Source organism: Streptacidiphilus melanogenes, assembly GCF_000787835.1.
In the GTDB taxonomy this organism is placed as follows: Bacteria; Actinomycetota; Actinomycetes; order Streptomycetales; family Streptomycetaceae; genus Streptacidiphilus; species Streptacidiphilus melanogenes.
Window position 1 is genome coordinate 1 of the sequence record NZ_BBPP01000025.1, and the last position, 16,319, is coordinate 16,319.

Sequence of the window (16,319 nt, forward strand, 5' to 3'; positions counted from 1 at the left end):
AGCGTGGGCCGACGCAGCCTGCGCAGGAGCGGCGGCCATGAGGGCCGAGACGCCGAGAGCGACGGCGGTGGCAGCGGCGGATATCGACGAGGTGCGCAACGTACAGCCTCCAGTGGGGAGTTCGGGCCTGTTCGCGGCACGTGCGCACGACGTGCGTGCCACCTGCGCGAACGCAATGACGTAGCGAGAAACCTCTGAACACCCCCTTAAGGGGTGTCAGCTGGCGAGAACGCTAGCGATGGTGTCCGGGGACTGACAAGGGATGGTCGCTGGATGAAATTCACGTTTACCGGCCCGCAACAAAGCGCCGCGTGCACCTTCACACCGAATGCGCAGCAACCCCTACGAACTGCCGGAAACGGGCTCAGGACTACCGCCCTCGGCGACCACAACACTTGACCCACCGTCAGGCCGGCTCTACCTTCAGCGCGGTAAGGAAACTTTCCTAACAGAGGAGCCGTCGATGCCCCACTCCCGCAGGCGTCGCCGCACCACCGGCCTCGCAGCGCTGGTCGTGAGTGCCGCCGTCGCCGCCGTGCCGCTCGGGCTCGGCGCGCCCGCCGCCGACGCCGCGAGCGCCGCGCAGATCCGCGTCGACCAGGCCGGCTTCCTTTCCGGCGAGGTCAAGCAGGCCTACCTGATGACCGGTGCCGCAGCCTCCTCGGTCACCTTCCACGTCGTCGACTCAGCCGGCGCGACGGTGCTCAGCGGCGCCGTGGGCGGCACCAGTCGGGGCTCGTGGAACAAGGCCTACCCGGACGTCTACCCGATCACCTTCTCGGGCCTGACGGCTCCCGGCACCTACCGGCTCACCGTCAGCGGCGACGCCAAGGCGACCTCCCCGGCCTTCCGCGTCGAGGCTCCCGCCGCCCTCTACGGCAAGCTCGTCACCGACGGGGTCGGCTTCTTCCAGAACCAGCGCGACGGATCCGCCGTCATACCCGGCGCACTCAAGCGTCAGCCGTCCCACCTGGACGACGCGCACGCCGACGTCTACGCCTGGCCGAAGTTCGCCGCGGGCGGCTCGGACACGATCACCGACGGCGACCTGAAGCAGATCGCCGGTCCGGTCGACGTCTCCGGCGGCTGGTTCGACGCGGGTGACTTCCTCAAGTTCACACACACCGCCGCCCTCGGCGACACCCTGCTGTTGGCCTCGCAGCGGGCCCTCGGCTCCGCCGCACCCGCGTCCCTCGACGCCGAGGCGCACTTCGGCGAGCAGTGGCTGGACAAGATGTGGGACCAGCCCACCAAGACGCTCTACCTCCAGGTGGGCATCGGCTCGGGCAATGCGGCGGGCACCTTCCACGGCGACCACGACCTGTGGCGGCTGCCGCAGAAGGACGACGGCGACACGGCCACCGCCGACCGCTACGCAGCCGCCCACCGGCCTGTCTTCGAGGCCGCCGCACCCGGCAAGCCCATCAGTCCCAACGTCGTCGGCCGCGTCAGCGCCGCCTTCGCGCTGGCCGCCCAGGTGGACGCGAAGAGCGACCCGGCCCGGGCCGCCGCCGAATTCCAGGCCGCCACCTCCCTGTACGCCCAGGCGAACACGGCGAGTCCGCCGAAGCCCCTCACCACCGCGCTGCCGAACGCCTACTACCCCGAGTCGACCTGGCACGACGACATGGAGCTCGGCGCCGCAGAGATCGCGCTCGCCGCGCAGGCACTGGACCGCAGCGCCGCGGCGTACCTCGGCCAGGCCGCCACCTGGGCCAAGGACTACCTCGCGAGCGACACCGGCGACACCTTCAACCTCTACGACACCTCCGCCCTCGCCCACGCCGACCTGCTGAAGGCGATGGCGGGAGCCGGGAACCCCTCCGGGCTCGCCGTCACTCCGGCCGCGCTGGAGGCCGACCTCAAGCGCCAGGTCCAGGCCGGCGCGACCAACGCGGGCAAGGACGTCTTCCACGCCGGCGGCGACTACAGCGACTTCGACGTCGACGCGCACACCTTCGGCTTCCTCACGACCGAGGCCCTGTACAAGCAGGCCACCGGCGACGCCTCCTACGACGCCTTCGCCACCGAGCAGCGCGACTGGCTGCTCGGCGCGAACGCCTGGGGCACCAGCTTCATGGTCGGCGAGGGCAGCACCTTCCCGGACTGCATGCAGCACCAGGTCGCCAACATCTCCGGCAGCACCGACGGCAAGGGCCCGATCGACGTCGGCGCGGTCGTCAACGGGCCCAACAACCCGAGCAACTTCACCGGCGGGCTGGGCGACTACCAAACCGGCATGACCGCCTGCCCTCCCGGTGGCGCCGACCCGTTCAACGCCTTCACCGGCCACAACAGCCGGTTCTCGGACGACGTCCGCTCCTGGCAGACGGACGAACCGGCCCTCGACATGACCGGCTCGGCCGTCCTCGGTGCGGCGCTCCAGGAGTCGGTCGCCCGGTGACCCCGTTGCCCCGTCAGTGCCCGGGTGTAGCGTCCGAACCGCAGTCACCTCGGAACGGAGGCACGCGGATGACCGGTACGACGACAGGCGCGGCAAAGGTGACGGCATCCCGGCGCGTCGAGGCTCCGCCCGCGGTGGTCTTCCGGCCGCTCACCGACCGCACACGGCACCTGGACACGCTGAAGCGGCTCGCGGCCCTGTGCGTTCCTGCGTGAACGCCGAACTCGAGGCCCTCAGGGGTGCGTTGGACCGCCAGCGTGCGCATGTCACCGGGGTCCTCGACGGGCTGTCCGAGGAGCAGCTGCGGCGTCCCGTGCTACCGAGCGGCTGGAGCTGCCTGGCGTTGCTGCGGCACCTCACTCTCGACGTCGAGCGCTTCTGGTTCCGCGGGGTGATCGCGGGCGCGCCCGCTGTGGCCGGAGGGCTCACAGCGGGCGCGCGGACGCACTGGTACGTGCCCGAGGGCATGGGTCCGAAGGAGGTGTTCGCCGACTACCGGGCGGCCGTCGCCCGCTCGGACGCCGTCCTCGCCACCGTCACCGCCGATCAAGAGCCGGCCGCCTGGCCGACGGGGATCTGGCCGACCTGGCGACTGCCCGACGTGCGGCACGTGCTGCTGCACGTGATCACCGAGGTCGCCTGCCACTGCGGTCATCTGGACGCGGCCCGCGAGCTCCTCGACGGCACCACCTGGCTCGGCGGCGATCCCTACGCCGGCTAGCCGGGCCGGCTGAGCCCAGGGGCTACTTCCAGGGGCTCGGCGCGGGTGGTGGAACGACCGTGGGGCGGTCGTCGCAGGTGATCGTGTTCGGCAGCTCCCACGGCGCGAGCCAGGCGCCGGTCGTCCCGCCGCCGGTGTTGCCGCCGAGGTCGGTGAGGGTGAACTCCGAGCCGAACGGGGTGAAGTGGAACGACCCGCAGTTGTTCACCCCGACGGCGCCCACGTTGCGGGCCACCACGTCCTGGAACGTGGCGCTGCCCGCGGCGCGGGCGCTCACCACGTCCGTGCCGGTGCCGTCGACACGGATGTGGCTGAAGTGCACATTGCTGATGCTGTACTGGTCCTTCACGCTCCAGTCCGAGACAAGCATGATCGCGTCGTAGGTGTTGTCCAGGAAGTCGTCCCCGGTGACCTGGACGTCCGCGTCGATGCTGTGCTCGAGTGCGTAGAGCCAGATCGCGCCCAGCCCGATCTTCCAGTTCAGCTCGAAGGTCCCCGCCCGGACGGTGGTGTTGTCCGCCACCGAGATCCGGCCCGCGAACGGCACCGCGCCGAAGCGGGTGCCGAGCTGGATCGCGCTGCCCTCGCGGATCGGGTCCGCGACCAGGTTCCCCGCCACCGTCAGATCCGAACCGCCGTACAGCGCGATGCCGTTGGCCAGCACCGGCGTCTGCACGGTGTTGTCCGCGACGACGTCGTGCGCGTCCGCGGCCGGCGCGGACCAGAGCGCGATCCCGTCGTCCCCGGTGTTCCGGACGAAGTTGTTCGCCACGACCGAGTTCGTCACGCCCCCGTGGAAGTTGATCCCGTCGGCGATCTGGTCGGCGATCTGGTTGCCGGTGATCCGCAGGTCGTTCATCGGCCCGTCCAGCCAGATGCCGACCTTGGTGTGGTGGATGTACAGCCCCTCGATCGAGGAGTCGCTGAGCGCACCGCCGACGCCGTTGACCTGGTCGGTGTCGATCCGCTCGCGTACGTCGCCTTCGATGGCGAAGTCCCGCAGGTGCACGTCGTGGCTGCCGCCCGCGGAGGCGTCCTTGCCGTAGAACCCGACCCCGGTGTGGATCGACCCGTCCGGAGCCGGGGACGACAGCGTCACCTGGTGGCCCTTGATGACGGTGTACCAGTTGCCCGCGCCCTGGATGGTGACGCGGTCGACGATGATGTGCCGGTTCACCTGGTACGTCCCCGGCGGCACCCAGACCGTCCGCCCGCTGCGCTGCGCGGCGGCGACGGCCGCGTCGAAGGCGTCGGCGGAGTCCTTGACCCCGGTCGGGTCCGCACCGAAGTCCCGCACGTCGAGCGCGTTCCGGGGCGCGGGCAGCGGCGGCGCGACGTGCTGCGTGTCCAGCACGTCGATCGTCGTGGTCGCGGCCGGGCTCCCCGCCGGGACCGCGAGCCGGATCACCTGCCCCGCACGGTAGGTGTGGTCGAGCAGCAGGCGCTGCTCGTCGTAGAAGTGGCTCGGCCGGAACGGCGTCGGGAAGACGGGCGCGGGCGTCGTCTGGTCCGGCACGCAGTCGCACTCGGTGGTCCACCAGTCCGGGTTCAGCGGGCCGGCACCGGGGTCGTTGCTGAACGGGTACTCGTTGTAGAGCCAGGCGTACTGCGAGGTCAGCGTCATGGTCTGCCGGTGGTGCCCGTCGACGCTGACGTCCAGCGGCGCGGTGACGCCGCCACCGCCCGGTGCGTCCGGGATGCTGTAGCGGACGGTGATGGCGTTGGTGTCGGCGGGCAGGGTGAAGTCGACGTACTGGCCCGGCCTCAGCGAGACGGCCTGACGGCCGGTCGCCTCGGACGCGAGGGTGTAGGGCGTCGTGTCGGGCGCGAGCACCGTCCCGTCGGTCCGCGCGTCGAACGCGTTCTGCTCGGCGAACCCGAGGTTCGCTCCGCGCCCCCGCAGCAGTGACGGATCGACTCCGGCCCGCGTCACCACGGGCTGCGGCCCCCGCACGGTGGCATGCGCGGCGCCGGTCCCTCCGACGGCGGCGAGCATGCCTACGGCGACGGCGAGGGAGAGTTGTCTCTTTCTGTGTGACATCGGTTGCCCTTCCTTGGAGATGGAGTTGCACTCACCCACGAGCGCAACTTCTCAGACCCTGAGCCAGACGGCCGTGTCGGCCGGGAGGACGGACTGACCGTGCAGCTCGTCGCTGGCCAGCAGCACGGTTCCGGTGAGGGGGAGGGCGACGGCCTCGGCGGAGAGGTTCACGACGCAGGCGAAGCCCTCCCCCCTCCGGAAGGCCAGCACCCCCTGTGGTGTTCCTTCCAGCCACTGGAAGCCGCCGTCGCCCAGCTCGCGTCGGAGTCGCAGCGCCTGGCGGTAGAGGGCCAGCATCGACCCCGCGTCAGCGGCCTGCGCCTCGACCGTGTACTCCTTCCATGCCTCCGGCTGCGGCAGCCACGGCACGCCGCTCCCGCCGGACGGCGAGAAGCCGAACGGCGGCTCGCTGCCCGACCAGGGGAGCGGGACCCGGCAGCCGTCCCGCCCCGGGTCCGCCGGGTTGCGACCCTTCCGCTCCCACATCGGGTCCTGCCGCAGCTCGTCGGGGATGTCCTCGACCTCCCACAGGCCGAGCTCCTCGCCCTGGTAGACGTAGACCGCGCCGGGGAGCGCCTGCGTCAACAGGGCCGCGGCCCGGGCGCGGCGCGTGCCGCGGGCGAGGTCCACAGGGCGGCCGTGCTGCCGGGCGTAGATCGCGAACGAGGTGTCCTCACGCCCGTAGCGGCTGACCACCCGGTCGACGTCGTGGTTGGACAGCACCCAGGTGGCCGGCGCGCCGGCCTCGCGGTGGAAGCGCAGGGTGTCGTCAATGACGCCGCGCAGCCGCTCCGCCTCCCAGGCGCACTCCAGATAAGGGAAGTTGAAGACCGTGTGCATCTCGTCGGGGCGCAGGTAGCGCGCCATCCTGGCGGCGTCCGGCAGCCAGACCTCGCCGATCAGGACGAGCCCGCCCCCGTAGGACTCGGCGACGCGCCGCCATGCGCGGTAGACCTCGTGGACCTCCTCGCGGTCGGTGAAGGCGTGCTCCTCGGGATCGCTCACGGGCAGGTCCGCATCCTTGACCAGCAGCGCGGCGGAGTCGATGCGGAAGCCGTCCGCGCCGCGGTCGAACCAGAAGCGCAGCACGCTCTCGAACTCGGCCCGGACATCGTCGTGCTCCCAGTTGAAGTCGGGCTGCTCGGGGGCGAACAGGTGCAGGTACCACTCCCCCGGCCGACCGTCCGGCTCGGTGACGCGGGTCCAGGTGGGGCCGCCGAAGAAGCCCTGCCACTCGGTCGGCGGGTCCTCCCCGTCCGTGCCGCGTCCCGGCCGGAACCAGAACCGCGCGCGTTCCGGGGAGCCCGGGCCTGCCGCCAACGCTGCCTGGAACCAGGGGTTCTGGTCGCTGGTGTGGTTCGGGACGATGTCGATGACGACGCGGATTCCGAGCCCGTGCGCCTGGCGGATCAGCTCCTCCGCGTCGGCCAGCGTGCCGAACAGCGGATCGATGGCGCGGTAGTCGGCGACGTCGTAGCCGGCGTCGGCCTGCGGCGAGGCGTACCAGGGGTTGATCCAGATGGCGTCGACGCCGAGCTCGGCGAGGTAGGGCAGGCGCGCGCGCAGCCCGGCCAGGTCGCCCACCCCGTCGCCGTCGCCGTCGGCGAAGCTGCGGGGGTAGATCTGGTAGATGGCGGCGTTCCGCCACCACGGGAGCTCGCGCTCTCCGGTTTCGGGCACGACGAACCTGCTTTCTGGAAGTCATCGAGATGACGTCATCGGTGAGGGGGAGCCGCCGTCCCGGCCCGCCCCCGGTCAGGGCGGGCGACGGGCCGGGACGACGGGGATCGCGTCGGACAGGCCCGGGCACCCCGCTGGACCTGGGCCCTGTCCGGCGGCCTAGCCCTTGAGGCCGCCCGCGGTGAGACCGGCCATGATGTTGCGCTGGAAGACCAGGAACAGCGCGATGGTCGGGATCGACGCCAGGAACAGGCCGGCGATCAGGGAGTTCTCCGGCATCGAGGTCGCCGCGGTGTTGACGCCGACGTTGAGCGTCTCGTGCGAGGGGACGGTGATCAGCGGCCAGAGGAAGTCCTTCCAGACCGCGACCACGCCGAAGATGGACACGACGCCGAGGATCGGCCGCGACAGCGGCAGCACCACGGACCAGAGCACGCGCAGCGGGCCGGCGCCGTCGATGGCCGCCGCGTCGAGGAGCTCGTTCGGGATCGAGTCGAAGAACCGCTTCAGCAGGAAGATGTTGAAGGCGTTGGCCACCGTGGGCAGCCAGATGACCCACGGGGTGTCCTGCAGGTTCCAGTGGACCAGCGGCAGGTCGAGCACGGTGAGGTACTGCGGGATGACCAGCGCGGCGGCCGGGATCATCATCGAGGCCAGCATCATGCCGAGGATCACATTGCCGAGCACCGGTCGCAGCTTGGACAGCGCGTAGGCGGCGGCGACGTCGAACAGCAGCTGGAAGAGCAGCGCTCCGCCTGCGTAGACGACGGTGTTGAGCAGCAGCCCGCCCATGCCGAGCCGGGACCAGGCCTCGGTGAAGGCGTGCGTGGCGGGATGGGTCGGGAAGAGCGTCGGCGGGGTGCGCACCAGTTCCTGGGAGGACTTGAAGCCGCCGGTGGCCATCCAGTACAGCGGGCCGACGAAGGCGATCGTCGTGACGAGCAGCACCAGCGCCAGCACGAGCCGGTAGAGGAGGCGTCCGCGTGGCTGGGCCAGCCGGACCGGGGAGACGAGCGTGCGGGTCGCGCCGGAGTGGGCGGCGTTCGTCATGTCACTCCTCCCGTCCGCGGCGTTCCAGCCACAGGTAGAGCGCCGAGAAGCAGCCGAGCACCAGCAGCATGATCACGCCGAGGGCGGCCGCGGTGTTGAACTTGTCGTAGTTGAACGCGTAGTTGTAGAGCAGGTAGACCACGGTGGTGGTCGATCCCTCGGGGCCGCCGCCGGTCAGCACGAACGACTCGGTGAACATCTGCATGGTGGCGACCACCTGCAGCATCAGCATCAGCGAGAGGATCAGCCGGGTCTGCGGCACGGTGACGTGCCAGATCCGCTGGAGCAGGTTGGCGCCGTCCAGCTCGGCGGCCTCGTATAGCTCGCCGGGGATGCCCTGCAGGGCGGCGAGGTAGACGAGCGTGGCGCTGCCCATGTTGCCCCAGGTCGAGACGAGCACCAGCGAGGGCATCGCGGTGCTCTTCGACGCCAGCCAGGAGGAGGTGGGCAGGTGCACCGCGTGCAGGATCTGGTTGAACAGGCCGTATCCGGGGTCCATGAAGTACTTGAAGAGCAGGATGCCGGCCACCGGGGGCAGCATCACCGGGAGGTAGACCAGGACCCTCAGGTAGCCCTGGGCGTGGCGGAACTCGTTGATGACGATCGCGGCCACGAAGGGCGCCGCGAAGCCGAAGAACAGGGCGATGCCGGTGAATTCCAGCGTGTTGCGCCAGGCCGTCCAGAACTCCGGGTCGGCGGTGATCTGCCGGTAGTTGGCGAGGCCGACCCACTGGGTCTCGCCGTAGTGGACCCGCTGGAACGACATCACGATCTCGCGGATCATCGGGTACCAGGTGAACAGCACGAAGCAGAGCAGCGCGCCGATCAGGAAGGCGTGGGCGCGCAGGTTCCGCACCAGCGAGCGGCGCAGGGCCGCGAACCGGTCGTGCGGTCCGGCGCCCGCCGCGTCGACGCGGGAGGGGCCGCGTGTCAGCGTGACAGCCATGGGTGACTCCTCGTCAAGTGCCTGAGCACTGGGTGTCGGCCGTCCGGCCGGACCGCGGCGGGGTTGGGAGGCGGTCCGGCCGGACGACACGTCACTGGTCGGCCAGACGTCACTGATTCGCGAGAATCTGGTTGGCCTGGGTCTCGGCGGTGGACAGCACCTGGTCCAGGTTGGCGTTGGGGTCGGTCATCGCCGCCGACATCGCCGTGTCCAGGACCTTGTACAGCTGCTGCGCCGCCGGGGGCTCGTTGACGCTGCTGGTCGGGTTGTCGACGTAGGGGCCGTAGTTGGACAGCGGCAGGTTGCCGTTGGTCTTCAGCGAGGACGTGATCTGGCTGATCTGCGGCGAGTTCGAGGCCCAGAAGTAGGGCTCCGGGATGGCGATCGCCACCGGGTCCTTGCTGGAGGCGGCGAGCGTCGCGGCCCGCGCGAAGTTGAACTGGCCCGCGTCGGGCGTCAGGTACTCGAAGTCGATCCAGGCGATCTCGGCCTTGATCTGGTTCGGGGTCTGGCCCTTCTTGAAGTAGTAGAGGTCGCCGCCGCCGAGGCTGTTGCCGGGGCCGGTGGCGCCGGGCATCGGGCCGAGGCCGAAGGCGTTCTTGTCCGCGCCGAGCACCTCGATCAGGTGCTTGACCACGTCCGGGGCGCCGATGAACATGCCGACCTTGCCGGTGGCGAGCGGTGGGAAGGCGTCGGCCCACTGGGTGACCGGCGTGGCGCCGATGCTGTGGTCGACGAACCGCATGTCGTGCAGGCGCTGCAGGACCTGCTTGCCCTGCGGGGAGTTGAAGGCGGCCTTGGTGCCGTCCGCGTTCACCATCTGGCCGCCGAGGCTGTAGAGCTCGGAGGTGAAGTGCCAGCCGCCGGTGTTGCCGCCGCTGTAGTCCTCGTAGCCGGTGATGCCGTTGCCGAGCGCGGCGATCTTCTTGGCGTCGGCCTGGAGCTCGTCCCAGGTGGTCGGCGGCTGGTCGGGGTTGAGGCCGGCCTTCTTGAACAGGTCGCGGTTGTAGACGAGACCGGTGGAGTAGTAGTTGATCGGCAGCGCGTAGGTCTTGCCGTTCGCGCCGAGGTTCTGCTTGACGCTCGGCAGCATGGTCGAGTAGCCGGGCACCGTCTGGTCGTTGACGTAGGCGCTGATGTCGGCGGCGTCACCGGAGTTGAGCGTCTGCTCCTGGTCGGTGAAGTACGCGTGGTACGCGCCGGTCTCGTCGTGGGCCTTGTACTCGGCGGTCTGCTGCGCGGGCACCTCGCACTGGCCCACGTAGGGCTTCGCGTCGACGGTGACGTTGGGGTACTTGACCTTGAACAGCGCGAGGTCGTCGGCGTAGTTGGCCTTGCCCGCCGCCTGGTCGGCGCCGGGCGCGCAGTCGATGGAGATGGTGACGGTGGCGTTCGGGTCGAGCGGCTTGCCGTCGGCCACTCCGCCGGCGGCGTTGCCGCTGCCCCCGGACGAGCCGCCGCTGCCGCAGGCGGCGGTTCCGAGACACAAACCTGCCGCGAGAGCGATGGCGGCGAACGTGCGCGATCTGTTCAGCATCATGCGTGCCCCATGGTCGTAGTGACGTGGTGGGTGGGGGAAAGCCGGCGTGTGAGGAACGTAGGCCGCCGCGCTGGCTTACGCAAGAGGTCGACGCAAAATTGAAAAGTCACGACTGCGCTTCGATGTGGCATGACCGCCACGGGAGCTCGCGGCCACCTACAAGAGCCACAGCATGGCCTTGAGCTGGAGTTTTGCGGAGCGCAAACTGAATCTTGCAATCGCTTGCCGGATCCTGCTCTACTCTTGCGCCATGAAGAGCAGACTCGCCGAGGTGGCACAGAAGGTCGGAGTCAGCGAGGCCACGGTCAGCCGCGTGCTCAACGGGCGGCCCGGCGTCTCCGAGGGCACGCGCAACGCAGTCCTGGCCGCGCTCGACGTGCTCGGCTACGAGCGCCCCAGTCAGCTGCGCGGCGAGCGCGCCCGGCTGATCGGCCTGGTCCTGCCGGAGCTGCAGAACCCGATCTTCCCGGCGGTGGCCGAGGTCGTCGGCGGCGCGCTGGCCCAGCGGGGCTTCACCCCCGTCCTGTGCACCCGCACCGCGGGCGGCCTCTCCGAGGCCGACTACGTCAACATGCTGCTCGACCAGCAGGTTTCCGGTGTGGTCTTCGCCGGTGGCCACTTCGCCGAGGCCGACGCCCCCCACGAGCACTACACGCGCCTGCGCGACCGGGGCATCCCCGTCGTACTGTTCAACGCCGCCGTCGAGCACCTCGGCTTCCCCCAGGTCTCGACGGACGACACCGTCGCCGTCGAGCAGGCCTTCGCCCACCTCGCCGCACTCGGCCACGAACGCATCGGCATGATCGTCGGCCCTGAGGACCACATCCCCTCGCAGCGCAAGCTCGCCTCCTTCGCCGCGCAGTGCGCCCGCGCCGGCCGCGAGGCCCTGCCGGACCAGGTCGCCCACGCCCTCTTCGCCCTCGAAGGCGGCCACGCGGCGGCCAGCCGCATGCTGCGCGCGGGCGTCACCGGCATCATCTGCGGCAGCGACCCCCTCGCCCTCGGCGCGATCCGCGCGGCCCGACGCGCGGGCCTGTCCGTCCCTGGCGACGTCTCCGTGGTGGGCTTCGACGACTCGGCCTTCATGAACTGCACGGAACCGCCGCTGACGACGGTCCGTCAGCCGATCGAAGCACTCGGCCGTGCGGCCGTCGCGCTGCTGGTCAACCAGATCGAGGGCGCGACGGTGGCGGCGGAGGAGCTCCTGTTCGAACCCGAGCTGGTGGTCCGCGGCTCGACCGGGCCGGCCCGCTAGGGGTGTTTGCCGCTTCCATTGACGGCATGCGCTCACGTCTGTAACTTCCTGGCGAAGCTTTGGAAATCTGCGACAGATTCGCGGAAGACCATCGCCACCAGCGAGGGGGCCCGGGTCAGGGGCGCGGCTCGCCTCGGCGTCCGTTCACAGGAACCGAGGGACGATGAACCACGCAAGAACGCGCGCGCCGGCGCTGCTCGCCGTGCTCGCCACGCTCTTCGCACTGCTGCTCGGCACAGCCCTCGCTCCCGCCCACGCCGCGGGAAGCAACCTGGCCGCGGGCAGGAGCGCCAGCGCCTCCAGCGCCAACGGCCAGTACGTCGCCGCGAACCTCAACGACGGCGACCAGTCCAGCTACTGGGAGAGCGCCAACGGCGCCTTCCCGCAGTGGGCCCAGATCGACCTCGGCTCGGCGACGAGCATCGGCCAGGTCGTGCTGAAGCTCCCGAGCGGGTGGGGTGCCCGGACCCAGACGCTCAGCGTCCAGGGCAGCACCGACGGAAGCACCTTCGCGACGATCGTCGCGTCGTCGACCTACACCTTCGACCCCGGCACCGGAAACACCGTCACCATCAACTTCGGTGCGACGAGCACCCGCTACGTGCGGGTCAACGTCACCGCGAACAGCGGCTGGAGCGCCGCCCAGCTCTCCGAGTTCGAGATCTACGGCAGCTCAACCGCGTCCACGAACCTCGCCCTCGGCAAGACCATGAGCGACTCCGGACACACCCAGAACTACGTCGCCTCCAACGCGAACGACGGTGACGCGTCGACCTACTGGGAGTCCACCGACAATGCCTTCCCGCAGTGGCTGCAGGTCGACCTCGGCGCGTCCGTCGCGGTCGACCAGGTCGTGCTGAAGCTGCCGCCCTCCACCTCGTGGGGTGCGCGCACCCAGACGCTCGCCGTCCAGGGCAGCACGGACGGCAGCAGTTTCAGTGACCTCGCCGCCTCCGCCGGCTACACCTTCGATCCCGCCACCGGGAACACGGTGACCATCAACTTCAGCCAGGCGACCACGCGTTACGTGCGGCTGAAGATCACCGCCAACACCGCCTGGCCCGCCGGCCAGATCTCCGAGTTCGCGGTCTACGGCCCCTCCGGCGCCGCGCAGCCGCCCGCCGCGCCCACCAATCTGGCCTACTCGCAGAACGCCGCCGGGGCCGTGACGCTCACCTGGACGGTGTCCACGAGCAGCGGCGTGACGGCGTACGACGTCTACGCGAACAACACGCTCCTGACCTCCGTCCCGTCCACGGCGACGACCTACACCGACAATCCGCCGACCACCTCCACCGTCACCTACTTCGTCCGCGCCCGCGACGCGGCGGGCGACCAGTCGGCGAACAGCAACAGCGTGACCCGGACCGGCGCGTCGGCCACGCCGCCCACCGCGCCGAGCAACCTCGCGTACACCCAACCGGCCTCCGGGCAGGTCGCGTTGACCTGGTCTGCCGCCTCCGACCAGGTCGGGGTCACCGGATACGACATCTACCGCAACGGCAGCAGGCTCGCCTCCGTGAGCGGTTCGACGCTGACCTACACCGACTCCGTCGCCGACACCCTGACCGTCTCCTACGACGTGACGGCCACCGACGCCGCGGGGCTCGAATCCGCCGCGTCGAACACGGTCACCCGGACCGGGTCCGGCGGAACCTCCACCGATCTGGCCCTGCACAAGCCGATCGACGGCACGGCGTACACGTACACCTACGCGCCCGCCAACGCGAACGACGGCGACGTCACCACCTACTTCGAAGGATCCTCCTACCCCTCGCAGCTGACGGTGCATCTGGGGGCCAACGCCGACCTGTCCTCCGTCGTGGTCAAGCTCAACCCGGCCTCGGCGTGGTCGGCGCGCACGCAGACGATCGCGGTGCTGGGGCGTGAGCAGAGCTCCTCGACGTTCACCACACTGGTGGCCGCCACGTCGTACTCCTTCGATCCGAGCGGCAACCAGAACACCGTCACCATCCCCGTCTCCGGCCGGGTCGCGGACGTGGAGCTCTCGGTCACGTCCAATAGCGGCGCGCCCGGCGGTCAGGTGGCCGAGCTCGAGGTCTACGGCACCCCGGCGCCGAACCCGGACCTGACGGTGTCCTCCAGCTCGTGGTCGCCGTCCGCGCCGGTGGAGACGGACTCGGTCACCGCGTCCGCCGTGGTGAAGAACGGCGGCACCGCGGCCTCGGTCGCGACCGACGTCGGCTTCTATCTGGGCACCACCAAGGTCGGCTCGGCCACCGTCGGCGCGCTCGCGCCCGGCGCGACCCAGACGGTCTCCGCGAACATCGGCACGCAGAGCGCCGGAAGCTACCAACTGACCACCAAGGTCGACGAGTCGAAGAAGAACTTCAACCTGACCGCAGACCAGAGCTACACGAACCCGGCCAACCTCACGGTCGCCCCGGTCCAGTCCGCCGACCTGGTCGGCACGCTCTCCTGGACGCCGAGCAACCCGGCCGCGGGCAACACGGTCAACTTCACCGCCACGGTGAAGAACCAGGGCACGATCGCGACCACGAGCGGCAGCCACGGCCTCACGCTCACGCTGCTGGACGCGACGGGCACGACCGTCACCACCCTCACCGGCTCGGTCAGCGGCTCGATCGCGCCCGGGGCCACAACGTCGCCGATCAGCCTCGGCTCGTGGACGGCGGTCAACGGCAAGTACACCGCGCACCTGGTGCTCGCCGCCGACGCGAACGAGCTGCCGGTCAAGCAGCCGCATCTGACCAGCGACACCCCCTTCTTCGTCGGCCAGGGCGCCAACATGCCCTACGACTCCTACAAGTCCACCGCCGGCGTCCTCGGCGGCGCGGCCGCGATCGTCGGCCCGAACCGCACCGTCGGCGACATCGCCGGTGAGGCCACCGGGCGCGAGGCGGTGACCCTGGACACCACCGGCGACTCGGTCAGTTGGACCTCGCGCGAGGCGACGGACACCTTCGTGCTGCGCTACTCCATCCCCGACGCCCCGGGCGGCGGCGGCACCAACGCGACCCTGGACCTGTACGCGAACGGCAAGCTGGTCCAGCCGCTCAACCTCACCTCCCACTACGCCTGGCTCTACGGCTCGGAGACCAGCCCCGGCGACAGCCCGAGCGCCGGCTCGCCGCGCCACATCTACGACGAGTCCAGCTTCCTGCTCGCGCAGTCGTATCCGCAGGGCACGGTCTTCACGCTGCAGAAGGACGCGTCCAACTCCTCCCAGTACGCGATCGACTTCATGAACCTGGAGCAGACCTCCCCCACCGCCGACCCCGACCCGACCCACCTGGTGGTACCCGGCGGCTTCACCCAGACCGACGTCCAGAACGCCCTCGACAAGGTGCGAATGGACACCACCGGCACCTGGACCGGCGTGTACCTGCCCGCCGGCCAGTACGCGATCACCGGTCGGCTCCAGGTCTACGGCAAGCCGGTCAAGGTCGTCGGCGCGGGCGTCTGGTACAGCCAGTTCGTGGCGCCACAGAACCAGACCGACACGGACACCGGCTGGGACCTCCAGACCGGCGCCGGCGGCTCGACGTTCACCGGTTTCGCCTGGTTCGGCAACTACACCACCCGCCAGGACGGCCCCGGCCACACCTGGGACCTGCGGAACATGTCGAACATCACGATCGACAACGTCTGGATCGAGCACAACGTGGTCGGCGTCTGGGGCGCCTCCAACGTGCAGAACTCCACCTTCACCAACATGCGCATCCGCGACACCATGGCGGACGGCATCAACCTCACCAACGGCAGCCAGGGCAACCTGATCTCCAACGACGAGGCACGCAGCACCGGCGACGACAGCTTCGCCCTCTTCGCGGCCCAGGACCAGAACCCGGGCGGCAAGCTGGAGAACAACACCATCCAGAACGTCACGGCGATGACGCCGTGGCGCGCGGCGGGCGTCGCGGTCTACGGCGGTGGCGGCAACACGATCCAGAACTTCACCGTGTCCGACACCCTGTGCTACTCGGGCCTGACCATCTCCTCGCTCAACTTCGGCTACGCCTTCGAGGGTTTCGAGTCGTCACCGCAGACGGTCGTCAAGAACTTCTCGTTGACCCGGGACGGCGGCCACTTCTGGGGCCAGCAGGTCTTCCCGGCCCTCTGGGCCTTCTCGGCGACCCAGCCGTTCCAGGGCATCCGCGTCAGCGACGCGACCATCACCGATCCCACCTACAGCGGCATCATGTTCCAGACCGACTACTCGGGAGGCAGCGCCCTCGACCCCGTCACCGACACGGTCTTCACCAACACCACGATCACCGGCGCGCACGCCGACAACGACGCCTACGGCACGGGCAGGTCCGGCTACGGCATCTGGGCCAACCCCCTGCCGGAATCCGGCCAGGGCCCGGCGGTCGGCTCGGTGACCTTCAACCACCTGGTGGAGAACAACGACGACGTCAACATCCAGAACACGACGTCGACGTTCACCATCACCGTGAATCCGTAGCTCTCACCGACCGGTTGACCACGCGCGGGCCCCGACCTCGGCCGGGGCCCGCGCTTTCATGCCTGACCTGCGGTCATCGTGATCGATTCGCCACCGGACCGTGACGCGGAATCTGGACATGCAAGGAAATGTCTCCCCAGTGCTCCCGGATATCTGATGACCCGTCGGTATTTGCTGGCAACCCGTCAGAAATACGAGCCGCGGCGAAGAGGAATGGAGTTTCCCGTACACC

At 69.9% G+C, this 16,319-nt stretch carries 10 protein-coding genes; 5 read left to right on the top strand and 5 right to left on the bottom strand.

Annotated elements, in window-relative coordinates:
- Positions 1–463: 463 nt before the first annotated feature.
- From TR49_RS24150 to TR49_RS24155, 3 genes are all read left to right on the top strand, one after another.
- A complete protein-coding gene (locus TR49_RS24150; RefSeq protein WP_042385109.1) occupies positions 464–2,404 on the top strand; it encodes a glycoside hydrolase family 9 protein in 1,941 nt (646 codons plus the stop codon).
- A gap of 68 nt (positions 2,405–2,472) precedes the next feature.
- Positions 2,473–2,619: a hypothetical protein gene (locus TR49_RS44380; RefSeq protein WP_162484685.1), complete on the top strand. Its 147-nt coding sequence runs from the start codon at positions 2,473–2,475 to the stop codon at positions 2,617–2,619.
- On the top strand, positions 2,616–3,125 hold the full coding sequence (locus TR49_RS24155) for a DinB family protein (protein ID WP_042385110.1): 510 nt from the start codon (positions 2,616–2,618) through the stop codon (positions 3,123–3,125). Before TR49_RS44380 ends, TR49_RS24155 begins: the two co-directional genes overlap by 4 nt.
- Positions 3,126–3,147: 22 nt before the next feature.
- Here TR49_RS24155 and TR49_RS24160 read toward each other — a convergent pair whose 3' ends face one another.
- The 5 genes from TR49_RS24160 to TR49_RS24180 all read right to left on the bottom strand — a co-directional run bounded on the left by TR49_RS24160 (position 3,148) and on the right by TR49_RS24180 (position 10,382).
- Positions 3,148–5,166 (bottom strand): glycosyl hydrolase family 28-related protein, encoded by a 2,019-nt coding sequence (locus TR49_RS24160; protein ID WP_052434591.1) that lies wholly within the window; start codon positions 5,164–5,166, stop codon positions 3,148–3,150.
- Between the two features lie 51 nt (positions 5,167–5,217).
- A complete protein-coding gene (locus tag TR49_RS24165) occupies positions 5,218–6,846 on the bottom strand; it encodes a glycoside hydrolase family 13 protein (RefSeq protein ID WP_042385113.1) in 1,629 nt (542 codons plus the stop codon).
- 159 nt (positions 6,847–7,005) lie between these two features.
- Positions 7,006–7,896, bottom strand: coding sequence for a carbohydrate ABC transporter permease (locus TR49_RS24170; protein WP_042385115.1), 891 nt, complete (start codon positions 7,894–7,896; stop codon positions 7,006–7,008).
- 1 nt (position 7,897) lies between these two features.
- Positions 7,898–8,842: a carbohydrate ABC transporter permease gene (locus TR49_RS24175; protein WP_042385118.1), complete on the bottom strand. Its 945-nt coding sequence runs from the start codon at positions 8,840–8,842 to the stop codon at positions 7,898–7,900.
- 109 nt (positions 8,843–8,951) lie between these two features.
- The gene (locus TR49_RS24180) at positions 8,952–10,382 is read right to left on the bottom strand and encodes an extracellular solute-binding protein (RefSeq protein ID WP_042385120.1); all 1,431 of its coding nucleotides are present in this window, start codon (positions 10,380–10,382) and stop codon (positions 8,952–8,954) included.
- 250 nt (positions 10,383–10,632) lie between these two features.
- Between TR49_RS24180 and TR49_RS24185 the strand changes: the two genes are divergently transcribed.
- The gene (locus TR49_RS24185) at positions 10,633–11,637 is read left to right on the top strand and encodes a LacI family DNA-binding transcriptional regulator (protein WP_042385122.1); all 1,005 of its coding nucleotides are present in this window, start codon (positions 10,633–10,635) and stop codon (positions 11,635–11,637) included.
- 163 nt (positions 11,638–11,800) lie between these two features.
- Positions 11,801–16,087: a discoidin domain-containing protein gene (locus tag TR49_RS24190; RefSeq protein WP_042385124.1), complete on the top strand. Its 4,287-nt coding sequence runs from the start codon at positions 11,801–11,803 to the stop codon at positions 16,085–16,087.
- Positions 16,088–16,319: the final 232 nt, after the last annotated feature.

Excerpts from the sequence above, each read along its gene's own strand:
- TR49_RS24150 (WP_042385109.1), top strand. The coding sequence starts at position 464 with ATGCCCCACTCCCGCAGGCGTCGCCGCACCACCGGCCTCGCAGCGCTG.
- TR49_RS44380 (WP_162484685.1), top strand. The coding sequence starts at position 2,473 with ATGACCGGTACGACGACAGGCGCGGCAAAGGTGACGGCATCCCGGCGC.
- TR49_RS24160 (WP_052434591.1), bottom strand. The coding sequence starts at position 5,166 with ATGTCACACAGAAAGAGACAACTCTCCCTCGCCGTCGCCGTAGGCATG.
- TR49_RS24170 (WP_042385115.1), bottom strand. The coding sequence starts at position 7,896 with ATGACGAACGCCGCCCACTCCGGCGCGACCCGCACGCTCGTCTCCCCG.
- TR49_RS24175 (WP_042385118.1), bottom strand. The coding sequence starts at position 8,842 with ATGGCTGTCACGCTGACACGCGGCCCCTCCCGCGTCGACGCGGCGGGC.
- TR49_RS24180 (WP_042385120.1), bottom strand. The coding sequence starts at position 10,382 with ATGATGCTGAACAGATCGCGCACGTTCGCCGCCATCGCTCTCGCGGCA.
- TR49_RS24185 (WP_042385122.1), top strand. The coding sequence starts at position 10,633 with ATGAAGAGCAGACTCGCCGAGGTGGCACAGAAGGTCGGAGTCAGCGAG.
- TR49_RS24190 (WP_042385124.1), top strand. The coding sequence starts at position 11,801 with ATGAACCACGCAAGAACGCGCGCGCCGGCGCTGCTCGCCGTGCTCGCC.